At 72.1% G+C, this 24280-nt stretch carries 24 protein-coding genes; 16 read left to right on the forward strand and 8 right to left on the reverse strand.

Features of this window, described 5'->3' with window-relative positions:
• Positions 1-31: 31 nt before the first annotated feature.
• Both EUA98_RS01935 and EUA98_RS01940 read left to right on the forward strand, forming a co-directional pair.
• Positions 32-1375 carry an alpha/beta fold hydrolase gene (locus EUA98_RS01935; protein WP_242511208.1) on the forward strand — a complete coding sequence of 448 codons (1344 nt, stop codon included), beginning with the start codon at positions 32-34 and terminating at the stop codon, positions 1373-1375.
• A 232-nt stretch (positions 1376-1607) separates the two neighbouring features.
• Complete coding sequence (locus EUA98_RS01940) at positions 1608-3080, forward strand: glutamate synthase subunit beta (protein ID WP_130100974.1); 1473 nt, start codon at positions 1608-1610, stop codon at positions 3078-3080.
• Between the two features lie 55 nt (positions 3081-3135).
• Here the strand turns inward: EUA98_RS01940 and EUA98_RS01945 are convergent, their stop codons facing one another.
• Entirely contained in the window at positions 3136-4728 is a 1593-nt protein-coding gene (locus EUA98_RS01945) for an MFS transporter (RefSeq protein WP_242511209.1), read from the reverse strand.
• An 86-nt stretch (positions 4729-4814) separates the two neighbouring features.
• On the reverse strand, positions 4815-5666 hold the full coding sequence (locus EUA98_RS01950; RefSeq protein ID WP_130100975.1) for a CPBP family intramembrane glutamic endopeptidase: 852 nt from the start codon (positions 5664-5666) through the stop codon (positions 4815-4817).
• 126 nt (positions 5667-5792) lie between these two features.
• Between EUA98_RS01950 and EUA98_RS01955 the strand changes: the two genes are divergently transcribed.
• The 7 genes from EUA98_RS01955 to EUA98_RS01985 all read left to right on the forward strand — a co-directional run bounded on the left by EUA98_RS01955 (position 5793) and on the right by EUA98_RS01985 (position 12329).
• Positions 5793-6359 (forward strand): hypothetical protein, encoded by a 567-nt coding sequence (locus tag EUA98_RS01955; RefSeq protein ID WP_130100976.1) that lies wholly within the window; start codon positions 5793-5795, stop codon positions 6357-6359.
• Between the two features lie 139 nt (positions 6360-6498).
• Positions 6499-7146 carry an ANTAR domain-containing protein gene (locus EUA98_RS01960; RefSeq protein ID WP_165372684.1) on the forward strand — a complete coding sequence of 216 codons (648 nt, stop codon included), beginning with the start codon at positions 6499-6501 and terminating at the stop codon, positions 7144-7146.
• 135 nt (positions 7147-7281) lie between these two features.
• A complete protein-coding gene (locus EUA98_RS01965; RefSeq protein WP_165372685.1) occupies positions 7282-8052 on the forward strand; it encodes a GAF and ANTAR domain-containing protein in 771 nt (256 codons plus the stop codon).
• A 144-nt stretch (positions 8053-8196) separates the two neighbouring features.
• Positions 8197-9069, forward strand: coding sequence for an ABC transporter ATP-binding protein (locus EUA98_RS01970; RefSeq protein WP_130100979.1), 873 nt, complete (start codon positions 8197-8199; stop codon positions 9067-9069).
• Positions 9070-9120: 51 nt separating this feature from the next.
• Entirely contained in the window at positions 9121-9942 is an 822-nt protein-coding gene (locus tag EUA98_RS01975) for an efflux permease Rv1217c-related protein (protein ID WP_130100980.1), read from the forward strand.
• Positions 9855-10742 (forward strand): efflux permease Rv1217c-related protein, encoded by an 888-nt coding sequence (locus EUA98_RS01980; protein WP_130100981.1) that lies wholly within the window; start codon positions 9855-9857, stop codon positions 10740-10742. The genes EUA98_RS01975 and EUA98_RS01980 overlap by 88 nt, the downstream gene beginning before the upstream one ends.
• 33 nt (positions 10743-10775) lie before the next feature.
• Positions 10776-12329, forward strand: a complete 1554-nt coding sequence (locus EUA98_RS01985; protein ID WP_207218930.1) for an ABC1 kinase family protein — start codon at positions 10776-10778, stop codon at positions 12327-12329.
• 121 nt (positions 12330-12450) lie between these two features.
• Here the strand turns inward: EUA98_RS01985 and EUA98_RS01990 are convergent, their stop codons facing one another.
• Positions 12451-13725 (reverse strand): MFS transporter, encoded by a 1275-nt coding sequence (locus tag EUA98_RS01990; protein ID WP_242511211.1) that lies wholly within the window; start codon positions 13723-13725, stop codon positions 12451-12453.
• 179 nt (positions 13726-13904) lie between these two features.
• Between EUA98_RS01990 and EUA98_RS01995 the strand changes: the two genes are divergently transcribed.
• The gene (locus EUA98_RS01995; protein WP_130100982.1) at positions 13905-14555 is read left to right on the forward strand and encodes a hypothetical protein; all 651 of its coding nucleotides are present in this window, start codon (positions 13905-13907) and stop codon (positions 14553-14555) included.
• A gap of 5 nt (positions 14556-14560) precedes the next feature.
• Complete coding sequence (locus EUA98_RS02000; RefSeq protein WP_207218931.1) at positions 14561-15463, forward strand: hypothetical protein; 903 nt, start codon at positions 14561-14563, stop codon at positions 15461-15463.
• Between the two features lie 52 nt (positions 15464-15515).
• On the opposite strand, the gene EUA98_RS02005 is transcribed toward EUA98_RS02000, so the two are convergent.
• The 3 genes from EUA98_RS02005 to EUA98_RS02015 all read right to left on the reverse strand — a co-directional run bounded on the left by EUA98_RS02005 (position 15516) and on the right by EUA98_RS02015 (position 19753).
• Complete coding sequence (locus tag EUA98_RS02005; RefSeq protein WP_130100983.1) at positions 15516-16862, reverse strand: MFS transporter; 1347 nt, start codon at positions 16860-16862, stop codon at positions 15516-15518.
• A 44-nt stretch (positions 16863-16906) separates the two neighbouring features.
• Positions 16907-19195, reverse strand: a complete 2289-nt coding sequence (locus EUA98_RS02010) for an exo-beta-d-1,3/1,6-glucosidase (protein WP_130100984.1) — start codon at positions 19193-19195, stop codon at positions 16907-16909.
• A 144-nt stretch (positions 19196-19339) separates the two neighbouring features.
• Positions 19340-19753 (reverse strand): VOC family protein, encoded by a 414-nt coding sequence (locus EUA98_RS02015; RefSeq protein ID WP_130100985.1) that lies wholly within the window; start codon positions 19751-19753, stop codon positions 19340-19342.
• A gap of 101 nt (positions 19754-19854) precedes the next feature.
• Here EUA98_RS02015 and EUA98_RS02020 point away from each other — a divergent pair, with 101 nt between their 5' ends.
• On the forward strand, positions 19855-20343 hold the full coding sequence (locus tag EUA98_RS02020) for a nitroreductase/quinone reductase family protein (protein ID WP_130100986.1): 489 nt from the start codon (positions 19855-19857) through the stop codon (positions 20341-20343).
• A complete protein-coding gene (locus EUA98_RS02025; protein WP_130100987.1) occupies positions 20340-20843 on the forward strand; it encodes a DinB family protein in 504 nt (167 codons plus the stop codon). The genes EUA98_RS02020 and EUA98_RS02025 overlap by 4 nt, the downstream gene beginning before the upstream one ends.
• Before the next feature lie 7 nt (positions 20844-20850).
• Here the strand turns inward: EUA98_RS02025 and EUA98_RS02030 are convergent, their stop codons facing one another.
• Positions 20851-21201, reverse strand: a complete 351-nt coding sequence (locus EUA98_RS02030; protein ID WP_130100988.1) for a DsrE/DsrF/TusD sulfur relay family protein — start codon at positions 21199-21201, stop codon at positions 20851-20853.
• Between the two features lie 92 nt (positions 21202-21293).
• Between EUA98_RS02030 and EUA98_RS02035 the strand changes: the two genes are divergently transcribed.
• The 3 genes from EUA98_RS02035 (at position 21294) to EUA98_RS02045 (ending at position 23572) form a co-directional block, all read left to right on the forward strand.
• Complete coding sequence (locus EUA98_RS02035) at positions 21294-21962, forward strand: ArsR/SmtB family transcription factor (RefSeq protein WP_130100989.1); 669 nt, start codon at positions 21294-21296, stop codon at positions 21960-21962.
• Positions 21959-23116 (forward strand): cysteine desulfurase family protein, encoded by a 1158-nt coding sequence (locus EUA98_RS02040; protein ID WP_130100990.1) that lies wholly within the window; start codon positions 21959-21961, stop codon positions 23114-23116. The genes EUA98_RS02035 and EUA98_RS02040 overlap by 4 nt, the downstream gene beginning before the upstream one ends.
• A gap of 75 nt (positions 23117-23191) precedes the next feature.
• Positions 23192-23572 (forward strand): rhodanese-like domain-containing protein, encoded by a 381-nt coding sequence (locus EUA98_RS02045; RefSeq protein WP_130100991.1) that lies wholly within the window; start codon positions 23192-23194, stop codon positions 23570-23572.
• On the opposite strand, the gene EUA98_RS02050 is transcribed toward EUA98_RS02045, so the two are convergent.
• Complete coding sequence (locus EUA98_RS02050) at positions 23569-24264, reverse strand: ABC transporter ATP-binding protein (RefSeq protein ID WP_130100992.1); 696 nt, start codon at positions 24262-24264, stop codon at positions 23569-23571. The two genes, EUA98_RS02045 and EUA98_RS02050, sit on opposite strands and share 4 nt — an antisense overlap.
• Positions 24265-24280 lie beyond the last annotated feature (16 nt).

Raw genomic sequence — 24280 nt, forward strand, 5'->3', positions numbered from 1 at the left:
GCGGCACGCCCGGGCGCCTACCCTCGCTCACGTGACCACCTTCGATGCGCAGCCCCTGTCCGGCCCGAGCTCGACGGAGTACCGCGTGCCGGGCGTCGTCGTCCGGGAGCACCGGCTCACCGTGCCGGTCGACTGGTCGGCACCCGACCGGTACCCGGCGATCGAGGTCTTCGCCCGGGAGATCGTCGACCCGGACCGCGCCGGTGACGACCTGCCGCTCCTGCTCTTCCTGCAGGGCGGGCCCGGGGGGCAGGGACCGCGGCCCCTGGCGCACGGCTGGTGGTCGACGGCGCTCGCGACGCACCGGGTGGTGCTCGTGGACCAGCGCGGGACCGGTCGGTCCTCGCGGATCGACGGACGTCGGATCGCCGCGTTCGACAGCGCCGCAGCCGGGGCCGACTACCTGGCGTGCTTCCGCGCGGACGCGATCATCGCCGACGTCGAACACCTGCGCCGGACCGTCTATGCCGGGCAGAAGTGGGCGACCCTCGGCCAGTCGTACGGCGGCTTCCTCACCCTGGCGTACCTGTCGCGCCACCCCGAGGCGCTGACCGCCTGCTACGTCACCGGCGGGCTCCCGGGCATCACCGCGGACGCCGAGACGGTGTACCGGCACACCTACCCGCGGCAGGCCGCGCGCAACGCCGTGCTCGCCCAGCGCTACCCCGACGACGTCGCCCTGCTCGGCCGGCTCGCGGACCGGCTGGCCGCGGGCGGTGCGCGCGGACCGGGCGTCGTGCTGCCCAACGGCGACCGGTTCACCCCCGAGCGGCTGCAGATGCTCGGGATGCCGTTCGGGATGAGCACCGGGGTGGACGCGCTGCACTGGCTGCTGGACACCGCCCAGGTCGACGACGCCACGGGGGAGCCCTGCGACGCCTTCCTCGAGGCGGTGGCCCATCAGACGGGGTTCGACGACAACCCGCTGTACGCGGTGCTGCAGGAGGTCATCTACCACCAGGGCACCCGCACGGGCGGCTGGGCGGCGCAGGCCGAGCACGACCGGCAGCCGGCGTTCGGCGCGGGGGAGCGGCCGCTGCTGCTCACCGGCGAGGCGGTCTACCCGTGGATGTTCGCGCAGATCCGGGCGCTGCGGCCGTTCCAGGCCGCGGCCGAGGAGCTCGCCGCCCGCACGCAGTGGCCCGAGCTGTACGACGTCGCCCGCCTGGCCGCGAACGAGGTGCCGGTCGCGGCCGTGCAGTACTACGACGACCCGTACGTCGACCTCGACCTGGCGCTCGGCACGTCGGACCGGGTGGGCAGCTCGAGCGTGTGGGTCACCAACGAGTACCTGCACGACGGGCTCCGGGTGGCGGGCGACGTGATCCTGCCCAAGCTGATGGGGCTCGCGGCGGGGACGTGGACGGTCCGCTGACCTCGGGGCCGACCTCCGGCCGGGTGTCCACGGGACGTTCGGTTCACGCGACCGCCCCGACGAAGGGCTTACGATTTCGCCGATACGTGCGCGCCGTGCGGCCCACGGTGTGACAGATCGTTCGCCCGACCCCGCCGAGCATGCTCGTGCCCGCCGATCGGCGTGTCCGCGTCTGGTCGTGCACTCGAACCGACGGCGCCTCGTGCGCCGGCCCTGAACCTGGAGGTGGCACGTGGCTGACCCCCGCGGCTTCCTGACCACCCGTGACCGAGAGCTGCCGGCCGACCGTCCGGTCGCGGTCCGCATCCTGGACTGGCAGGAGGTGCACGCGCACCGCGCGGGCAACCCGGACGATCTCGCGATGCTGGGCCGTCAGTCCAGCCGGTGCATGGACTGCGGCGTCCCGTTCTGTCACCACGGCTGCCCGCTCGGGAACCTCATCCCGGAGTGGAACGACCTCGTGTGGCGCGGGCAGTGGGAGGACGCCGCCGAGCGGTTGCACTCCACCAACAACTTCCCGGAGTTCACCGGGCGCCTGTGCCCGGCGCCGTGCGAGTCCAGCTGCGTGCTGGGCATCAACGCGCCGCCGGTGACCATCAAGAACATCGAGGTCTCGATCGTCGACGAGGCCTTCGCCCGCGGCTTCGTCGTGCCGCAGATCCCGCAGTGGCTCACCGGCAAGAGCGTGGCCGTGGTGGGCTCGGGACCCGCCGGACTCGCTGCGGCCCAGCAGCTGACCCGCGCGGGCCACACGGTGGCCGTCTACGAGCGTGCACCCCGGATCGGCGGCCTGCTGCGCTACGGGATCCCCGAGTTCAAGATGGAGAAGCGTCACATCGACCGACGCCTGGAGCAGATGGAGGCGGAGGGCACCCGGTTCCGGCCCTCGGTCGAGATCGGTCGCGACGTCTCCGGCACCGAGCTCCGCGACCGGTACGACGCGATCGTGATCGCCATCGGCTCGACCACCCCCCGCGACCTGCCCGTCCCAGGCAGGGAGCTCGGTGGCGTGCTCCAGGCGATGGAGTACCTGCCGCCCGCCAATCGCGCCGCGGCCGGCGACCCGCATGACGATCAGGTGCTGGCGACGGGCAAGGACGTCGTCGTCATCGGTGGCGGTGACACCGGAGCGGACTGCGTCGGGACCGCGGTGCGCCAGGGCGCGCGCTCGGTGACCCAGCTCGAGATCATGCCGCGCCCGCCGCAGGACCGGCCCGAGGGCCAGCCGTGGCCGACGTACCCGATGCTCTTCCGGGTCGCGAGCGCGCACCAGGAGGGCGGCGAACGGGTCTACGCCGTCAGCACCAAGGAGTTCCGCGACGACGGCTCCGGCGACGTGAGTGCCCTCGTGCTCGTCGACGTCGAGATGATCGACGGCCGGCCCACCCCGGTGGAGGGCTCCGAGCGGGAGATCCCGGCGCAGCTCGTCCTGCTGGCGATGGGTTTCACCGGCCCCGAGCAGGGACCGTTGCTCGAGCAGTTCGGCGTCGACGTCACTCCCCGCGGCGCGATCGAGCGGGCCGACGACTTCGCCACCGCTGTACCCGGGGTGTTCGTCGCCGGGGACGCCGGGCGGGGCCAGTCGCTGATCGTCTGGGCGATCGCGGAGGGTCGCGCGACGGCCGCCGCGGTGGACGCCTACCTGTCCGGCAGCACGCAGCTGCCCGCGCCGGTCACCGCGGTCACGGTGTCACTGCGCGCCTGAGCGTCACGGTGTCACTGCGCGCCTGAGCAGAGCTGCGGCGGATCGTCGACGCGGCTCAGGGTTGCTCGGTGGGGATCCGGCCGGAGAAGAAGAGGCCGAGCAGCGCGATGAGCGCCAGCGCGGCCAGCGCGACCCGGAGGCCGTCGAGGCGGGCCTCGGTGTTCTCGTCGAGGGCAGCCTGGGTGACCTCGCTGCTCACGCCGGCCTGCGTGAGGGCGTCCTCGAGGTCGGCGTTGGAGATGAACGGGGCGCCCCCGGCCAGCTCGACGGTCGCCTGGGCAGCGACCTCCGGCGGGACGTCGGGGTTCTCCTCGATGCCGGCGAGGAACGAGGCGGTCAGCGCCGCGATCAGCAGGGAGCCGGCCAGCGCCGTGCCGATCGAGGCCCCGAGGTTGGTGGCGGTGTTCTGCAGGCCACCGACCTCCACCGTCTCCTCGGGAGGGACCGCGGAGACCGTCACGCTGCCGAGCTGCGAGGCGAGGGCCCCGATGCCGAAGCCCGCGAACAGCAGGGGGATCGTCACGATCTCCGCACCGGCATCGACGTCCATGCTGGTGAAGAGGGACACGATCCCGGCGAACATCGACAGCAGCCCGACCCGCACGACGCGTCTCGGGGAGACGTCCGGGAAGAACTTCGGGATACCGGCGGCGGCGAGCAGGAGCGTGATCGACAGGGGCATGATCCGCAGCCCGGTGTCGATCGCCGACAGACCCAGCGCGACCGACAGGTAGAGCGGGATGGTGAAGAAGAGCCCGGCCTGCACCAGGAACTGGAAGAAGAACATCGTCAGGCCGCCGGTGAACTCCCGATTGCCGAACATCGCCAGCCGGACGAGCGGCTCACCACCCCGCTTCTCGACCCGGCGCTCCCACACCCCGAACAGCCACAGGATCACCGTCCCGAGCAGGATCAGGACGATCGTCGGTGAGAGGCCGACGATCGACGGGCCGTTCACCTTGGGGATCACCCAGCCCCACTCGCTCGACCGCAGGACACCGAAGACCGCCAGCCCGAGCCCTGAGGCGGAGAGGGTCGAACCGACCAGGTCGAGCGGGGGTTGCTCCGCCTCGACCGGCGCATCGTGGATCCGCCGGGACAGCGCGAGGATCGCGATCACGATGAGCACCTCGCCGACGAAGACCCACCGCCAGGAGAAGTAGGTGGTGGCGAGGCCGCCGATCAGCGGTCCGATCGCGATGGCGATCGCCCCGGCGGCCATGATCAGGCCGTAGGCCCGCGGTCGGCCCTCCGGTGGGACGTTCCCCGCGACCAGGGCGACGATCGCCGGCAGGATCAGGGCTGCCCCGATGCCTTCGAGGAACGACCAGCCGATGATCAGGACCGTGAGATTGGGTGCGAGCGCGGTGGTCAGGGAGCCGGCGCCGTAGATCACGCAGCCGATCGCGAAGGCGCGCCTGCGCCCGATCATCGAGCCGATCTTCCCGCCCGTGATCATCGACATCGCCATCACCAGCGTGTACAGGGTGATCGCCGTCTGGATCCCGGTGACCGTGGTGCCGACGTCGGCGGCGACCGTGGCGATCGACACGTTCATCACCGAGCTGTCGAGGGTCATGAGGAACTGACCCGAGCCGAGCGTGAGGAGGACTAGTCCGGTCGTGGGCACCTTCTGATCGGTCGTCACCTCTCGGATGCTATTGAGGCTTTCGTACCCCCGCGAACGCTGAGGCCCCCTCACGGGAGACGCGTGGCCGGGCCGGAGCGGGGTGCTCACCAGGGAGCAGTGAGGAACACGTCGAACAGGCGCGGGTCGTGGGCGTGCACGAGCACCGCGAACACGACCGCATCGAACAGCAGATGGACGACCAGCACGTAGGTCAGCGACGCCGTCTTCGCGAAGGTGAAGCCCTGGATCAGGGCGAACGGCACGGTCAGGACCGGACCCCAGCTGCGGTAGCCGAGCTCCCAGAGGAACGAGACGAACACCAGGGACTGCAGGACGTTCGCGGGCCAGAGCGCGAAGTGCCGCCGCAGGAGGGCGAACACCGTGCAGATGAAGAACAGCTCGTCCCAGGTCCCCACCGCCGCCACCCCGACGAAGAGCCGGGCGATGTCGCCGGGCCCCGTCAGCGGCGGCCAGTTCGACCACACCCCGGAGGACAGGAAGTACCACGGCAGGACGAGGTAGCCGGTGAGCACGACGCCCGCCAGGTAGCCCCAGTGGGTCCGGGTCCACGGCCGGTGCGCACGCCACGGGAACTGGATGGACTCTTCCCGCAGCCACCACCTCGACAGAGCGAACGGGACTGCCACGGCCAGCGAGAGCGCCACGGCGAACCGCGCGATGCCCGCGTCGGACAGGTCCGCCTCGAGGGAGATCGAGCTGACGATGGTCATCCCGGTGGCGATGAGCAGCAGGTCGCGCCCCAGGGGGCGGTCGATCCGCCACGCGAGCGCCACCCCCAGGACGAGGGGGACGTACGCCACGGGGCGCACGTGCACAGCGAACAGCAGGACGGCGGAGCCGCACACCAGCGCAGCCGCGAGCAACCGAGCGGCGGCGGGGGCGGGGCTGACGTCCCGGGGTGCCGCGGACCGAGGGTCGTGCGCGCCGTCTGCCACCGGAGCAACCTTGCCGCACTCGCCCGGACGTGACCAGCATTCGCAGGACGGCGGGCATCTTTGATCCTCCTTGTGCCGGACCTTGGTCGGCCCTTTGCGCTCCCTCCGGACCACTAAAGTCGGCACATGCAACTTTCCGACCTCCAGAGCCGTGTTCGTATCGCCTTGACGACGACGATCGTCAACGAGTGGTCCCTGCTCAGCGGGGCCGGGGGCACGAGTCGACCGAGCGAGCGGGCCGTGGCGTTCCATCTGGGCTGGTACCTGCGTCCGATGGTCGAGGAGTCGTGGGACATCGACTGCGAGTACAACCGGTCCGGCATGTACCTCGAGGAGTCCGTGCGGCTCGTCGACGACGAGGGTCGGCGCATCCCGGACCTGATCGTCCACCACCGGGGCAAGCTGGGGCCGGAGCACAACCTGCTGCTGCTCGAGCTCGCGACCGACCGTGCGGACCTGGACCGGGAGGCGACCGGCGACTTCGGGCGGGCACGCGCGCTGCAGGCCCGCTTCGGGTACCAGTTCGCGGCGGTGCTCGACCTTCGGCTCGGTGCCCGTGGCGCCGAGCAGGCCGTGGCGCCGCACTGGCAGTGGTCGGCGCTCGACGGCGGCCCGGTCGACGCCGGGGACGTCTACGAGAAGGACGTGCTGGCGGAGATCGTCGAGCGCGCGGGGGAGCGCCCGCGCCGCTGAGCTCGCTCGCTCGCTTTCTTTGCGTGCTCGCGGGTGGGACAGTCGGGGGGTCGGGGGTCATCCGAGCGCGTCAACCGGTGACGCGTCGTTTCCGGTGCACGCGGAACGCGGGCTCGAACCCTGGAAACGCTGGCGAACCGTGCCGTGCCTCGACTCGATCGACCTTTCCCCCGGATCAACCGGGCCCGCTCGTCCCGAGCTGGCCGAGCTGGTGCTGGCCGCGGACGACCTCAGTGATCTTCTGCAGCGACTGGCCACCGCGGCGGTGCACCACGTGGATGGCGCGGCCTCGGCCGTCATCACCGTCACCCGCGACGGTCGACCGACGACTCGGTCGGGGCTCGAGCAGGCCGCTGGAGCCCGTCGCAGCGGGCGTCTCTCGGTGCCCTTGAGCGACCTCGACCGCGCCACCGGTTCGGTCACCCTGTACCCGCGACTCCTGGCCGGTTTCGGTCCGGTCGAACGAGGCCAGGCGCAGCGGTTCGCGGACGAGTCGTCTCGGGTGCTGTCCCTGGCGCTGCGACTGGCGCGGGGCAATGAGGTCACCGATCAGCTCAGCGCAGAGCTCGCGTCGCGGACCGTGATCGACCACGCGCTGGGGATCGTCATGGGACAGAACCGGTGCGATGCCAACGTGGCATTTGCGATCCTTCGAGCAGCCTCCCAGAACCGGCACGTACGCCTGCGCGTCGTCGCGGCGGAGATCGCGTCGACCGTGAGCCGCCGGCCGCCGGCCGCCGGCCGCGGAGTGCGGCTCGACGCCCGACTGGGTTCGAGCGGGAGCTGACCCGAATGGTCTGTTCGTCCTGACTTCGGTGTCACCATGGAAGGAGCCGGAGGCATCTCGCGTGCGTCAGGACTCGGCGCGCCGTCCCCGGTGAACGCGGAACGCGGGCTCGAACCCTGGAAACCTCGGCCACCCATGTCCGACAACATCCCGATCGCCCAGCCCGCAGGTGCATCGAGGCACGCCGCCGGCGAGCTGCAAGACCTCGTTCTGGCCTCCGACAACGTCGAGGGCTTCCTGCAACGGCTCGTGGAGATCGCCGTCGCGTTCCTCGGCGGCGACATCTCGGCCGGTGTCACGGTCTCCCGCTACGGTCACCCGGTCACGGTCGCCAGCAGCGACCGGTACGCCAGCCAGTTCGACGAGGCGCAGTACGGCCACAACGAGGGTCCCTGCCTGACGGCGATGCGCAGCGGCAACGTCGTCCTGATCGATGACCTCGCCAGCGACGAACGGTTCAGCCAGTACCGACCTCGTGCGCTCGCCTTGGGGGTCCGGTCGTCCCTGTCGATGCCGCTGGACGGCGGGGACCACGCCATCGGCGCCCTGAACCTGTACTCCGGAAAGCCGCACGCCTTCGGCCCCACCGAGCAGGGTGAGGCGAAACGCTTCGCCGATGAGGCGTCGCGGGCGCTGAATCTCGCGGTGCGCTTCGCCCAGAACGTCGAGATCACCGACCAGCTCCGTGCCGCGCTGACGTCGCGGACGGTGATCGACCAGGGGATCGGCATCATCATGGGGCAGAACCGCTGCGACGCCGACGCGGCGTTCGAGATCCTCCGCACGGCCTCCCAGAACCGCAACATCAAGCTGCGCACGGTCGCCGCCGAGATCGTCACCGCCGTCGGGCACAAGCCACCCCTCGGTGGGCATCCGTTCAACGACGGGTCGCCGCTGGTCCGGTGACCGCGTCCGGCCGCCCTCGACCGACGCAGGACCATCGGCACCGACGCAGGACCATCGGCACTGGTCAGCCGGACCACCGGGGCGCAGCGTGGGAGCAGCGCACGATCGTGAGCGGTCGGAGCGCGCCCCGCTCAGGAGGTGTCCATGGTGCCCGCGGCGATCAGCACCCACGGACTGACGAAGCACTTCGGTCGCGTGGTCGCCCTCGACGACCTGACCGTCGAGGTCCAGCAGGGGGAGATCTTCGGCTTCCTCGGCCCGAACGGCGCGGGCAAGTCGACCACGATCCGGCTGCTGCTCGGCCTGGTGCGCCCCACCCGGGGGACCGCAGAGATCCTCGGGATCCCGGTGCGCGACATCCGGCGGGCGCACCGGTATGTCGGGTACGTGCCGGGCGACGTCGCGCTGTGGCCCCAGCTCACCGGGACCGAGACCCTCGACCTGCTCGGCCGCGTCGCCGGCGGGGTGGACGCGAAGTACCGCGCGGAGCTGCTCGACCGTTTCGAGCTCGACCCCGCGCCACGGCTGCGGTCGTTCTCCAAGGGGAACCGCCAGAAGATCGCCCTGGTCGCGGCTTTCATGTCCCGCCCGGACGTGCTGCTGCTCGATGAGCCGACCGCAGGCCTCGACCCGCTGATGGAGGAGGAGTTCCAACGCCTGGCGCGGGAGGTGACCGTCGCGGGGCAGACCATCTTCCTGTCCTCGCACATCCTGGACGAGGTGGAAGACCTCTGCGACCGGGTCGGCATCCTGCGCAGCGGCCGGCTGGTCGAGGTCGCGGCCCTCGACGACCTGCGTCGCCTGCACACCACCGTCATCGAGGTGCTGGTGGACGGGCCCGTGCCGTCGCTCGAAGACGTCCCCGGGTTGACCGACATCGATCTCATCGACGGCGGCGTGCGGGTCGCGGTCGCCGGTTCGCCCGCTGCGCTGATCGAGCGGCTGGCGGGCGTCCCGGTGAACCGGATCCGGACCGAGGAGCCCTCGCTCGAGGAGATCTTCCTCACCTACTACTGACCGCGAACACAACTGACCCGGAACGACTCGCCCAGCCAGGAGGTGGTCGGCGTGGAGCACGCGGCGCACCGCACCGCCGGCGCGCGGCCGGCGGAGCGGAGCGCGGTCGTCCGGTTGACGGCCCGGCTGGTGCGGGTCGGAGCGGCGGTGCTCGTCGTGGCCCTCGCCGCCTATGCGGTGATGGAGGTGCAGGTCTTCGAGTCCATGTACCCCGACCAGGCCTCACGAGAGCTGGTCGCGCAGTTCGGCCAGGATCCGGCCATGCGGGTGCTGGTGGGGACGCCGGCCGGGACGTCGATCGGTGCGCTCGTCGTGTGGGACGGAGGCTGGATGCTGCAGATGGTGGTGGGCGTCTGGGCGGTCGTGACCACCGCCCGACTGCTGCGCGGCGATGAGGACGCGCATCGCTCCGAGCTGCTTCTCGCCGGTCCGGTGCGGGCGCGGACCGCGCTGGGCGCGCAGCTCGTGGTCCTGGTCGCGGCGAGCGCCCTCGTCGGGCTGGCCGTCGGGACGGCGATGATCGCGGCCGGAGCCGACGGCGGCGGCGCGCTGCTGTTCGGGGCGGAGGTCGCCTGCTTCGGCGCGACGTACGTCGCGTTGACCGCCGCCCTGTCGCAGCTGCTCGGGTCGCGGGGCCGGGTGCTCGGCACCGCGGCCACGATCCTCGGCGCGGCCGTGCTGCTGCGCATGGTCGCCAACAGCGCAGACACGCGGTCGTGGGTCGCCTGGCTGACCCCGCTCGGCTGGAACGATCGCCTCGAGCCCTCGGCGGGAACCACTGGCCGGTGCTGCTCGTCCCCGTCGTCGTGGTCGGCTCGCTGCTGGCGGTCGCCGTCGGTCTGCGGGACCGCCGGGACAGCGGCGCCGGAATGATCGCCGCGCGCGCGGTCGAGCGCTCGCGCGACCTCTGGTTGTCCAGCCCGCTGGCGTTCGCGTGGCGCAGCACGATCGGGACGTTGCTCAGCTGGGCCGTCGGGATCGCCGCGCTGGGGGCGGTCGCCGGGGCGATGCTGCCGAGCCTGGAGGAGTTCGTCGCGGGCGACCCGGCCTACGCCGAGCTGATGGCCACCTTCGGCATCGACCTCGCCGACATCAGCCTCGGCTACGTCGCGATGATGGGGGTGATCACCGGCCTCGTGATGGCGCTCTACGTCACCTGGCGGGTCGGGGCGGCCCGGGCCGAGGAGGACTCGCAGCGGCTCGATCAGCTCCTGGTGCGGCCGGTCCTGCGGTGGCGGTGGCTCGGTGGGCACGTGCTGCTCGCCGCGGTCGCGGTCCTTCTGCTCACCGGGACCGCCGCCACCGCCACCTGGGCCTGCGCCGCGGTCGTCGGCGCCGACCTCGCCTATGCGGATGCCGCGGCGGCCGTGCTCAACACCCTCCCGCTCGTCGCACTGTTCCTCGGCCTGGCGGTGTTCCTCTTCGGGGTGGCGCCACGCCTGGTCGTGCCGGTGGGAGCCTCAGCGACGATGGTGGCCTACGTCCTGAACTTCGTCGGTCCGCCGCTCGACTGGCCCGAGCCCCTCGTCGCACTCTCACCGTTCCACCACCTCGAGATGGTCCCCGTGGACCCCGTGGGCGCGAGCGCCGCCGTCGTGATGGGTGTGCTCGCGCTGGGGTTCGTCGTCGCCGGGATGGTCGCCTTCCAGCGACGGGACGTCGTCGGTGGCTGAGTCGACGCCCGCGACGCGGGACGGAGCGGCGCCGTGAGCGGGCGGCGGGACCGGCTTCGGGAGATCGTCGAGACGCTCTCCCGGCACGGGCTCGGCTTCGTCCTCGGGGCGGTGGGGACGGGGCTGCGACCCTCGCTCGATCGCGACGCACCGACCGACGCGTCGCGGACGACGACGCAGCCCGAGCGGGTGCGGATCATGCTGGCGGAGCTGGGGCCCACGTTCGTCAAGCTCGGGCAGATCCTCTCCACCCGCCCCGACCTCCTCCCGCCCGCCTACGTGACGGAGCTGGCGAAGCTGCAGGACTCCGCCCCGCCGGTCCGCATCGAGGCGATCCGCCAGGTCATCCAGGACGAGCTGGGCACGAGCCCGCACGACGCGTTCGCCGCGTTCGACGACGTCCCGCTGGCGAGCGCCTCGATCGGGCAGGCGCACGCCGCCGCGATCGACGGGGTCGAGGTGGTCGTCAAGGTCCGCCGCCCCGGGGCGGTCGAGAGTGTCACCCAGGACCTGGAGATCCTCCGCGAGCTCGCCGAGATCGCGCGTCGTGCCTGGGCGCCCGCGCGCGAGTACGACGTCGTCGGCTTTGTCAAGGACTTCAGCGACACGCTGCGGGCCGAGCTCGACTACGTCCAGGAGGCGCGGCACGCCGAGCGCTTCGCGCGCCAGGTCGCCGGGGATCCGCGGATCCACATCCCGCGGGTCTTCTGGGACCGGACGACGTCGCGGGTGCTCACGCTCGAGCGTGTGCACGGCATCAAGATCAACGACCTCGATGCGTTGGACGCGGCGGGGATCGGTCGCGAGGACCTCGCCGTGCGCGCCGCCACCCTCCTGTGCGAGATGGTCTTCGAGGACGGGTTCTTCCATGCCGACCCGCATCCGGGGAACTTCTTCGTCGAGGCCGACGGAACCATCGGGCTGATCGACTTCGGCATGGTCGGCGTGATCGGCGACAGGCTGCGCGAGCAGCTGGTCCGGTTGCTGGTCGCCGTCGCCCGCAAGGACACCGATCGGCTGGTGGGGGCGGTCCTCGAGATGTGCGGGCGGTCCCGTCCCGGCGACCGGCAGGGGCTGCGCGACTCGGTCGACGTCCTCGTCCGGCGGTACGCGGGCCGACCGCTCGCCGAGATCCCGGTGGTGGCCCTCGTCGCCGAGGCCATCGACCTCCTGCGCGCCCACCACCTCCAGCTGCCGCGGGAGGTGGCCCTGCTGCTCAAGGTGCTCGTCATGGTCGACGGGCTCGGCCGGCAGCTCGACCCCGAGTTCGACCTCTGGGGCGTGCTCACCCCGTTCACCCGCCGGCTGGTCCGCGAGGCCTTCGCCCCGCAGGCGGTCATCGGCCGCCTGCGGGACCTCGTGGTCGACGCCGTCCAGCTGGGGGTCGATGCCCCCGATCACCTGCGACGGGCGCTCGCGGTCCTCGAGCAGGGTGGCCTCGACGTGCAGATCCGGGCGGCGGAGCTGCGGCCGTTGCTCGACCAGGCCGAACGGGTCGGCAACCGTCTGGTGGCGGGCACGATCACCGCCGCACTCATCGGCGGGATCGGCCGCGTCGTCGCCGCGGACCCGAAGCGGTACGGCTAGTGGGAGGAGCCCCTGGTCCGGACCGGTTTCGCGGCCCTCGGCGCGCTCGGCGCCTACCTCGTCGGTTCCACTTGGCGGGGTCGGGGCGGGCGGACACCGCGGTGACGCGGGCCCCGCAACGTCACGGAACGGCGTGGCTGCTGGCGGCCACCAGGGCGCGTCGCCCCGACGGCAGGGCGACGGCGGCGGCGACCACCCCGAAGGTGGCCACGCCGGAGGCGACGAGCACGGCCTCGACCGTGAACCGATCGGCGAGCGGACCGAAGACCGCCATCCCGATGGGCATTGCGACGGCCATCACGATGCCGACGAAACCGAACACCCGGCCCTGCATCTCGGGCTCGACCGTCTCCTGCAGCAGCGTCATCGACGTCGTGGAGAAGAACGGCACCGCGAGGCCGACGGCGAACATGAACGCGAAGAACACGTAGAGGTTCGTCGACAGGCCGAGCCCGACCGACAGGCCACCGAAGGCCACCGTGGCCCCCACGACCATCGCGATGCGGTTCTTCAGGCCGCCCCAGGTGGCCAGCAACGCGCCGCCCAGGATCATGCCGACACTGAACGCGACCTCGTTGGCGGTGAGCTTCCACACCTCGTCACCGAAGGTCCGCACGATCATGAGCGGCGTCAGGTAGGACGGCGCGACGATGAGCACGAAGACCACGGCGTAGAGCCCGAGCAGCCACCGCACGAAGGTGTGCGACGCGGTGTAGCGCAACCCGCCGACGAGGTCGTCGAAGTACCCGGCGCGCGCCTCGCCTGCAGCGAGACGGCGGACGGGGCTCGGGACGGAGAGCAGGCTCAGCAGGGCGATGCCGATGACCGCCGTGACGATGTCGACGAAGAAGACCGCGACGATCGTCGAGCTCGCATACACCGCGGCCGCTGCCGCCGGTGCGAGGAGCATCATCGAGGACTGGATCGTGCCGTTGATGCCGTTGACCCGCATGAGCTTGTCGGTGGGGACGATCTGCGGCAGCAGTGCGCTGACCGCCGGCATCTGGATCCCGGCACCGACCGACCGGATCGCCAGGGCGACGTAGATGAGCCACAGGTCGTCGGCCCCGCCGAGCATGAGCAGCGCGAGTGCCAGCGTCGCCGTCGCGATCATGGCATCGGCGCCGATGATGAGCAGCTTGCGGTTGAGCCGGTCGGCCCACACCCCGCCGAAGATGGACACGACCGCCTGCGGGAGGAAACCGAACACGGCGGCCAAGGCCATCACCGCGCCCGACTTCGTCTCCAGCGTGAGGTGCCACATGATCGCGTACTGGACGAGCATCGAGCCGAACAGCGAGACGGTCTGGCTCGTGAGGAAGACCGTCGCGTCGCGCCGCCAGCGCTGCCGGGGTTCGACGGCGACGAACGCCGGGCTCGCTGCGGGATGTGGCACGGCCGCCACTCTAGGACCCCCCGGTTCATCCGGGCGATCTGATTTGCGGATCGGCGCTCGGACGTCGCCGGTCTCGTGAAGGCCACCGGTCGCCGGGGCGCCGCCGCCTCGTGGACTCGCCCGCACCGCGCGCCGGGGCGAGACTGAAATGACGTCCGCAGGGAGAGGGGTCGGGAGTCATGCCCAGAGAACACCGACGTGCTGCGCTCCTGCTGGCCCTCGCTCTGGCGGTGGGGGCGGGCTGCGCCGGACCGGACTCGGAGTCGTCGTCACCCACGACGTCGCAGGCCGCCGGCTCGACCGGAGGCTCGTCCTCGCAGGAGGAGTCCGGCTCGGCCTCCGGGGAGGAGACCTCGGGAACCGAGGACCCCGCCGAGGGGGGCGGAGGTGGGGTCAGCGTGGAGCTGGCCGGCCTGCCGGTCGGTGGGGGGTCGACCGTCCGGGTCGGTGAGGCGTGGTGCCAGGCCCTGTTCTGGGGCAGTGAGCTCCCCGCGGGTGTGACGCTCGAGATCGACGCCGTCCAGGTCGGGGAGCCGGGCGGCACGGTGCAGGCGGTCGGCTGCGAGGACAAGCCCCCGTGCGTCGGGGCGACGATCTCGGAGGACCAGCGGGGGTGCGCGCTCGCTGTCGTCCCGCCGTCACCGGAGCCCGAGTCGGTTCGCGTGCGACTGGACGGCACGCTGCGGTGCCCGGACCAGGCCACCTGTGATCAGGTCGTCGTCGTCGACGGGGCCTCGACCCTGATCCTTCGCCCGAGCACCAGCGGCACCGAGGACGAGACCGGGACGGACGACGGGGCCGACGAGAGCCCCTCACCGAGCGACGGCTGATCGTCGTGGAGGAGGCCGCGCATCCCGTCCAGCCGGAACCGGCCCCGGACGAGGCCGGGTCACCCGCGCCGGTCGACCTGGCCCGTGTCTGGAACCTCGTCGGGACCGTCGTGGCACCGGCCACCTTGGTCAGCGCCCTGCTGTTCTACTTCGGCTACGTCTCGGCGCGGGCGCAGTTCGCGTACTTCGGCGTGGACGTCGACACCCTGGGGTTCAGCACGCAGGAGTTCGTCATGCGCGCACCGCAGCCGCTGCTCGTCCCGACGCTCGTCCTGCTGCTGGGCACGGCTGCACTGGTCTGGGGCAACGGCGCGGTGCGGCGCCGCCTCGATGCGGTCCCGAGCGGTTCCGCCAGCCGCTGGCTCGTCGTCCTCAGGTCCGCCGGCGCGGTGCTTCTCGGGGTGGCGCTCGTGCTGCTGCTCGCGTTTCCGCTGGTGGGGTCCTGGCCCGCCTTCCCCCTGGTCACCCCGGCGCTGCTGGGAGTCGGCGCGGGGCTGCTGGCCCGGGGCGCGACCTGGGCCACCGGGCGCTCGCGGCCCGGGCGCACGACGATCGTCCTGCTGGTGCTCGTCGTCGTCGCCTCGGTCTTCTGGCTGACCGCGACCCTCGCGCAGTGGTCCGGCACCGGTCAGGCCAAGGCGCTCGCCCGCGATCTGGTCTCGCTGCCCGCCGTCGTCGTCGACACCGCCGAGCCGCTGTTCGCCGGTGACCCGGCGGTGGTCGAGACCACCTTCCCGCCGGAGGAGGGCCAGACCTATCGGTACCGCTACCGGGGTCTGCGGCTGCTGGCCGAAGGGGACGGGCGACTCTTCCTCGTCCCGGAGCGGTGGTCTCCGTCGGGGTCGACGTTCGTCGTGGACTTCGACCGCGCCCGCGTGCGCTTCCGCTTCGTCGACGACCCGCCGTGAGGCGGGGGCCCCGACTGTCGCACCTTGCTCGGCGACGGGCCTCGCGGGAGGTCTACGAGACGTGCGGCCCGGCCGGAATCTTCTCGGGTCCGGAGGGCAGCGATTCGACCGGTGCTGCCGAGCCCGCGCCGGCCCGCGCCGAGGTCGCCACTCTGCGGGCGGGGAGCGCACCGGCAAGGGCCACGACGAGCAGACCCGCGAGCGGGACGATCAGGAGCCCGATCCGCAAGGTGGTGGCGTCCGCGATCAGGCCGACGAGCGGCGGCGACAGCAGGAAGCCGATCCGCATCATCCAGCTCAGGATGGTGAGGCCGGTGCCGGTACGGAAGCCGGGGAGCCCGTCGGCCGACTCCATCGCCGCCGGTACCAGGGTCGCGATGCCGAATCCCGCTGCCCCGAAGCCGAGGATCGTCCCCGGGATCGTCGGGACCGCGAGGGCGAGACCCATGCCGAGGGCGGCGACTGCGCCGCCGGTGCGGGCGACCGCGCGCTGCCCGAACCGGTCGACGAGGCGGTCCCCGGTCAACCTGCCGAGGAACTGCGTCCCGGCGAGGGCGATGAACCCGAAGGCGGCGACGCCGGCCGCTGCGTGCAGGGTTTCGGCGAGGTACAAGGTGGCCCAGGTGTTGCCGGCGTCCTCGACGATCGAGCCGCTCAGGGCGATCACGCCGAGGGCGAGCAGGACCGCGAGGGTGCCCAGGCGGACGCCGGGCCGGACGCCGGGCGACGTGGCGGTGGAGCCGGGGTGCGCCGCGGTGTCGACGAGCGCGGTGTCGACAAGAGCGGTGTCGACAAGAGCGGTGTCGACGGGCTCCGGGCCCGGGAGGAGGAACCGGTAGCCGGTGAGGTTCACGGCGGCGAAGATCACGGCGGAAGCGGTCAGGTGCGCGGTCAGGGAGACGCCCAGACCCACTGCGGCGGCGCCCATGAGCCCGCCGGTGACGGCACCGACGCTCCACATCGCATGGAACGAGTTGAGGATGGAGCGGCCGTACAGGCGCTGGACCCGCAGGCCGTGGGAGTTCTGGGCGACGTCGACCACCGAGTCGAGCGCCCCGCCCAGGAACAGTGCCGCCGCCAGGAAGGCCCACGACTGTGCGCTCCCGGCCAGAACGATGACGAGACCGAACAGCACCATGCAGGACACCGCCACCCGGGCCGACCGGAACCGGCGGATGAGCATGCCGGCCAGGAGGCCGGCGGCAAGGGCGCCGATCGGTCCGGCGGCGATCGCGAGCCCGAACTCGGTGTTCGACAGGCTCAGCTCGGACTTGAGGGCCGGAAGCCGGGGGATGAGGTTCGCGGGTACGGCGCCGTTCGTCAGGAACAGCAGGCCGACCGCGATCCGGGCCTGCCGGAGCGCGGGGCGCGCCGGGGCGCGCGTCGTGGGAGAGGGCATGAGGGAGCCGTTCGTCGGGGGTGGCCGGGAGTCGCGGGCGGGGGTCAGGTCCGGACGGTGAAGCCGGCCCGCTGCAGCACCTCGTCGCGCGCGGACGGGCCGACGAGCAGCTCGAAGTCACCCGGCTCGACCACACGCCGACCGGCGGCGTCGACCAGGGTGCAGTCATCGACGGGCAGCTCGATCTCCACGGTCCGCCGCTCGCCGGGCGCGAGGTCGACCTGCCGGTAGGCCTTGAGCTCCTTCTCGGCCCACGTGACCGACGTGACCGTGTCGCGGAGGTAGACCTGCACGGTCTCGCGGGTCGGGCGCGTGCCGGTGTTGTGCACCGTGACCTGGGCGCGCACGGTCTCGCCGGAGCGCAGGCTCGGAGTCAGGACGCGCAGGTCGGCGTACTCGACGGTGGTGTAGCTCAGTCCCTCGCCGAACGCGAACGGCGGCCGCTGGGTGAGGTCCGCGTACCGCGAGCCGTGCTGCCCATGGATCTGGTTGTAGTAGACCGGCAGCTGGCCTGCGTGTGCCGCGAACGACAGCGGCAGGCGCCCGGTGGGTTCGATCAGGCCCAGGGCGAGCTCGGCGATCGCACGCCCGCCCCGCATGCCCGGGTTGGCCGCCCAGATGATTGCGGCTGCGTCGCGTGCCGAGGGCGGCAGCACCAGCGGCTTGGAGCTGATCATCACGACGACGAGCGGCGTGCCCGTCGTGGCGAGCGCGTCGAGCAGCGCGACCTGACCGCCCACGAGGTCGAGCGTGGCCGTGGACCGACCTTCACCCACGAGCTCGATGCGGTCGCCGACGACCGCCACGACGTAGTCAGCGGTCTGAGCGGCGGCCACCGCCTGGGCGATCAGGGCGCTGTCCGGCTCGGCCGGGAGCACGAACGGCGGTCGCGGCTGGCCGTCGGGCCCGAACTGACCGTCGGGGTCCAGGCCCAGGGTCAGGATGTCGGAGCCGCGGGCGTGCGTGACGCTCCAGCCGGTCGGCACGTGCGCGCGGAACCCGTCGAGCACCGTCTGGGTCATCGCGCGCGGGTGCCCGTCGGGCAGCCAGTCCACCTGCCCGGAGTTCCCGGCCCAGTCCCCGAGCTGGGTGTGCGGGTCGTCGGCGTTGGGCCCGACGACGGCGATCGTGCGGGCGGGCTGATCCCCGGCCCTCGCCCGCCCGTCGGGGCCCGCGGTCAGACCACCGGCGAGCGGCAGCGCGCCGTCGTTCGCCAGGAGCACGAGCGAGCGGCGGGCCACGTCGAGGTTGAGGTCGGCGTGCCGCCGGGAACCGAGAACCTCGGCCTGGTGGGCGGGGTCGGGCCGGCGCGGGTCCTCGAACAGGCCGAGCTCGAACTTCAGGGTCAGGATCCGGCCGACCGCCGCGTCGATGAGCGCCTCGTCGAGCAGGCCGTCCCGGACGGCCGCCTGCGCGCCGTCGAAGAACTCGGCCGTCGCCATGATCATGTCGTTGCCGGCGCGAACCGCGGCGGCCGCCGCGTGGGCGTGGTCGGGCTGCACGTGCTGCTCCCAAACCATGCGGCCCACGTTGTCCCAGTCGGTCACGAGCGTGCCCGGGTAGCCCCACTCGCCGCGCAGGACGTCGTTGAGCAGCCACTCGTTCATCGTGATCGGCACGCCGTCCATCGACTGGTAGCCCAGCATGAACGTCCGGCACCCCTCGCGGGCCACGCGCTCGAACGGCGGCAGGAACCACGAACGCAGCTTGCGGCGCGAGATGTCGGCCTCGCTGGCATCGCGCCCGCCCTGCGTCTCGGAGTAGCCGGCGAAGTGCTTGGCGGTCGCGAGGATCGCGGTCGGGTCGCCCAGACCGTCCCCTTGGTAGCCGCGGACCATCGCCGAGGCAAGCTCCCCGATGAGGAAGGGGTCCTCCCCGAAGGTCTCGCTGACCCGGCCCCAGCGCAGGTCACGGGTGATGCACAGGACCGGCGAGAACGTCCAGTGGATGCCGGTCGCGGCCACCTCGATCGCCGTCGCGCGCGCGACCCGCTCGAGGAGGTCCGGGTCCCAGGTCGCGGCCATGGCGAGCTGGGTGGGAAAGATCGTCGCGCCGTGGCTGAAGGAGTGCCCGTGGATGGCGTCCTCGGCGACGATCAGCGGGATCTGCAGGCGCGTCGTGGCGGTCAGCTCGTGGGCCTGCCGGACCCGGTCGGGGGAGGCGTGCAGGATCGAGCCGACGTGCAGGTCCGAGACGAGATGCTCGACGCCGTCCTGGGCGTTCAGCTGCATCATCTGCCCGACCTTCTCCGCCAGCGTCATCCGCGCCACCAGATCGGCGACGCGGCTCGCGACGGGGAGCGCGGGGTCGAGGTACAGGGGCAGAGCGGTCATGGGGGGCGACCCTTTCGCGACGCGACGGCGCGCAGACGGTGAGGCGCAGACCGCAACCGCGGAAAGCGAGTCTCGAATCGATTCGAGAGCAGTCGCTCGCGGTACGGAGGACCGCACACACCGTCAACTTCCCCCGGTGACCGTCTAGGCCGGGGTCTCACCGATGTTGACCATCCACGGGATGCCGAACTTGTCTACGCACATGCCGTACTCGTCGCCCCACATCTGCTTCTCCAGGGGGACCGACACGGTGCCCCCCTCGGCCAGCTTGGCCCAGTAGCCGCGCAGGTCGTCTCCGTCGTCCCCGCTGAGGCTCACCGTGATGTTGTCCCCGGGGTTGTGGGCCATCCCCGGCGGGGTGTCGGCTCCCATGAGGGTGAGCCCGGAGTCGCTCTCGAGCATGCCGTGCATGATCTTGTCCGCTTCCGGCGCGTCCGGGCTGCCGTACTCGCCATACGTGTTCAGCGTCAAGGCGCCGCCGAAGACGGTCCGGTAGAACTCCATCGCATCCCGCGCGTTGCCGGCGAAGTTGATGTAGGGGTTGAGCCTGGAAGTCATCAGGTCCTCCTCGAGTCGTCACGACATCAGTCATCGGAGACTAGCTCCGATAGGGGTCGCGAGCACGGGTGCGGGGCGGCCGTATCGAGGAGGCGTCAGCCATGAGTTCAGCAGCGACCAGACCGCCGAGCGTCCCGCCGCCCTGGATCGTGCACACCGCCTGGCGCGCGCATCGTGCGCTCTACCGGCTCAGCGGTGGCCGCTTCCTGTGGACCACCGCGAACAAGCGCGGCTGGGGCGCCCTGCGCCTCACGACCGTCGGGAGGAGGTCCGGGCAGGAGCGCAGCGTCATCCTCGGCTACCTCGAGGACGGCTCGGACCTCGTCACCCTCGCGATGAACGGCTGGGACGAGGGCCAGCCCTCCTGGTGGCTCAACCTCGAGGCGCAGCCCGACGCCGTCGTGCGACTGGCCGGTCAGGCCCCGCGCCCGGTGCGAGCGCGCCCGGCCGTGGGGGAGGAGCGTGACCGGCTGTGGCAGAGGTGGGCCGCGGTCGATCCACAGCTTGACGGCTTCGCCGGCCGACGGTCGACGCCGACTCCCGTCGTGGTCCTCGAACCGCGCCCCGACCTGCGACAGTGGAGCGCATGAACCGGACCGACACCCCCACCACCTGGGACGAGCGCACCACGCTGCTCACCATGCTCCAGTACACGAGGGACACCGCGATCGCGAAGTGCGCGGGACTCTCTGCGCAGGGAGCGTCGGCGGCGCCGCTGCCGACGTCGCCGATGATGACGGTCGGGGGCGTCCTCAGCCACCTGCGCTGGGTCGAGCACTCGTGGATCGAGGCCCGGTTCGTCGGGGGACCCGACCTCGGCGCCTGGACCGAGGCGGAGCCGGACAAGGAGTTCGCCATCGGCGCCGAGACACCTCTGCCCCAGCTGGTGCAGGAGTACGTCGACCAGGCGGTCCGGACCGACGCGATCCTCGCGGGCCTCGACCTCGACGCGCGGTCCGCGACGCCGCGGCGGTCCGGCGAGCACCCCACCCTCCGCTGGGTCGTGCTGCACCTGATCGAGGAGAACGCGCGGCACAACGGGCATCTCGACCTGCTGCGCGAGCTGGCGGACGGCGTGACCGGGGACTGACCCTCGGTCAGATGTTGATGACCTTCTCGGCCCAGGTCGTCCACTGCGCCAGCTCGACCATCGAGGACCGGTGCGCACCGTCGATGAGGCGGTCCTCCGCCAACCCCCGGGCGTCCAGGCACGTGCCGCAGCACCCCAGGGCCACCCCGTGGGAGGCCAGGGCGGCTGCTTGTCTTCCGGTGTTGTAGTAGCCGTCGGGCACCTTCTGCCCGGCCGCGACGGCGACCACCGAGTCACCGAAGAAGAACACCCTCACCTCGTGGCCGCCGGCGACCATCTGGGCGGCCCAGCGCAGGGCGTTGTAGACGCGCTCGGTTCCGTACGGCGGGTCGTGCAGGACGAAGAGCACTCGTTCCACTGTTCCTCCAAAGATCACTGGATCATCCCTCGATGGGACGCTAGGCTCCGGACCAGGGTCGTGTCCAGGGCAGTCGATCGACAGGGGTGGCGATGAGTCGCAGGCAGGCCAAGGACGCGGTGTTCGAGCAGTTCGCGCGCATCGGCAAGGCGCTGTCCAGCCCCAAGCGCCTGGAGCTGCTCGATCTGCTGGCACAGGGAGAGCGGTCGGTCGAGGCGCTGGCCCGGACCGCCAATCTCAACGTGACGACGACGTCGGCACATCTGCAGGCGCTCAAGCAGGCGCGTGTCGTGGCCACCAGGCGGGTCGGGACCAAGGTGTTCTACCGGTTGGCCGGGCGGGACGTCGCCGAGCTGTACCTGCAGATCCAGAGGGTCGCCGAGCATCACCTGCCGGACCTCGGGGAGGCGCGGGTGAACTTCCTCGGGCCCGACGACACCGACGAGGTCGGGCGGGAGGAGGTGCGACGGCGCGTGCGCGCCGGCGACGTCATCGTGATCGACGTCCGCCCCGAGGAGGAGTTCGCGGGCGGGCACCTCCCCGGCGCCAAGTCGTTCCCGCTCGACCAGCTGGCCGCCCGGCTCGCTGAGCTGCCGACCGGCGTCGACGTCATCGCGTACTGCCGAGGCCCGTACTGCGTCCTGTCCTATGACGCCGTGCGCCTGCTGCACGCGCACGGACGAACCGCTCGCCGGCTGGCCGACGGGATCCTCGAGTGGCAAGCCGCCGACCTGCCCGTCGAATCGGCGGACGTCGCATGACGGCGGGCCCGATCTACCTCGACCACAACGCGACCACCCCGGTGGACCCCCGCGTCGTGGACGCGATGCTGCCGTACCTGCGCACGCACTTCGGCAACCCCTCCAGCGATCACCCGTACGCGTCAGCGCCCCAGAGCGCCGTCGCGAGGGCCCGGCTCCAGGTCGCCGCGTTGATCGGCGCCCGTCCCGAGGAGATCACCTTCGTCGCCAGCGGGTCCGAAGCGGACGCCGCCGCCATCCGCGGCGTCGTGACCGCCGCACGGGCCGCGGGGGTCGCTCACCCCCACGTCATCACGCAGGCGACCGAACACCCCGCGGTCCTGGCTGCGTGTCACTACGCGGAGCAGTTCCACGGCGCGCAGGTCACCATCGTCCCCGTCGACCGGGACGGCCGGGTCGACCCGGCGGCGGTCGAATCGGCCCTGCGCCCGACGACGGTGCTGGCCTCCGTGATGCACGCCAACAACGAGACCGGAGTCATCCAGCCGATCCGAGACCTGGCCGCGGTGGCGCACGACCACGGCGTGGTGCTCCACACCGACGCCGCGCAGACCGTCGGCAAGATCCCGGTCGACGTGACCGCCCTCGGGGTGGACCTCCTGACGCTGGTCGGGCACAAGATGTATGCCCCCAAGGGCGTCGCCGCCCTCTACGTCCGCGCCGGCACCCGGGTGGAGCCGCTCATCGGCGGCGGCGGCCAGGAGCGAGGCAGGCGCGCGGGGACGGAGAACGTCCCGTACATCGTCGCCCTCGGCGAGGCCGCGTCGATCGCCGCGGACGACCTCGCCGACGGCGTCGGCACCCGCCTGGCGGGCCTGCGCGACGAGCTCGAGGACGCGCTCGCCGGCCACCTCCCGGGGCGGGTCCGGCTCAACGGGCACCGGGCGCACCGCCTGCCCCAGACGCTCAACGTCAGCATCGACGGCGCCGCCGGGCACGCGATCCTGGCTGCGTGCGCCGAGGTGGCCGCGTCGACCGGCTCCGCCTGCCACGCCGGAACCCACTCGCCGTCGCCGGTGCTGCTGGCGATGGGGCTGTCCCCCGAGCGTGGGCTGTCCGCGCTGCGCCTGACCCTGGGACGTTGGACCACCCACGCGGACGTGGCACGCGCGGCTGAGGCGTTGGCCCGCGCCGTCCAGGTCGCCGGTCGGTAGGTAAGGCCGCGGGCCGGGCCTGCACCCCTACCCCCGCACCCCAGTGCGGCGTAGCGTCGAGCCGGGGGAGGGCGCATGAGGGCAACCGTGGCCATCGATGCACTCGTCGAGCAGGCGCGCCGCGCGCTCGATCGGGTGCAACCTGCCGACCTGGCGGCCGAGATCGCCGCCGGGGCCCTCGTCGTGGATACGCGCCCGGTCGAGCAGCGCCACCGCGACGGCGACCTGCCGGGCGCCCTGGTCATCGACCGGAACGTGCTCGAGTGGCGGCTCGACCCGACCAGCCCTCATCGCGTCGCCGCGATGACCGACGCCGACCGCCGCGTCATCGTCGTCTGCGACCAGGGCTACAGCTCGAGCCTCGCCGCGGCGACCCTCCGCCAGCTCGGCCTCCGTCGGGCGACCGACCTCGACGGCGGGTTCCAGGCGTGGGCGCGGTGGTCCCACCCCGACTAGTCCGCATGCACCGGCAGCAGGAGTTCCCGGCGGCCATCGAGCATCCGCACGGTCCCATCGACCGAGCCCAGCGTGGACGAGTCATGGGAGACGACGAGGGTCGCGGCGTCGAGCTCGTGAGCGAGCCGGGTGATCAGCTCGATGATCTGGGTGCCCCGCGCGTGGTCCAGGGCTGAGGTCGGTTCGTCGACCAGGAGCACCCGGGGGGAGCCGACCAGGGCGCGGGCGATGGCGACCCGTTGGCGTTGGCCGCCGGAGAGCTGGGCCGGGCGTTTGTGGGCCTGGTCGGCCAGCCCGACCTCCGCGAGCAGCGCCATGGCCTGCGCTCGGACCGTCGCCGGACGCCGGCCGCGCAGGTGGGCGTGCAGCTCGAGCTGCTCCAACGCGGTCAGGGACGCCAGGAGCTGGGGGGCTTGAAACACGATGCCGATCTGGTCGAGGCGCGTGCGGGTTGCCGCGGCGAGTCCGCCGCCGGGCGCGAACACCACGTCCCCGCCGATGCGCACGACCCCCGACGTCGGCCGCGTCAGGCCGCCCGCGACCGCGAGGAGACTGGACTTGCCCGACCCGGAGGGGCCGAGCAGTGCCGTGGTGGTGCCGGACGGGATGGTCAGGCTGAAGTCGTCGACGGCGGTGAGCGTCGAGTCGCCGTCGGGGTAGACGAGGGTGATGCGGTCCAGGTGCAGGTCCATCGGGGCTCTCCTTGGT

This window comes from Pengzhenrongella frigida, assembly GCF_004168625.1.
GTDB lineage: Bacteria > Actinomycetota > Actinomycetes > Actinomycetales > Cellulomonadaceae > Pengzhenrongella > Pengzhenrongella frigida.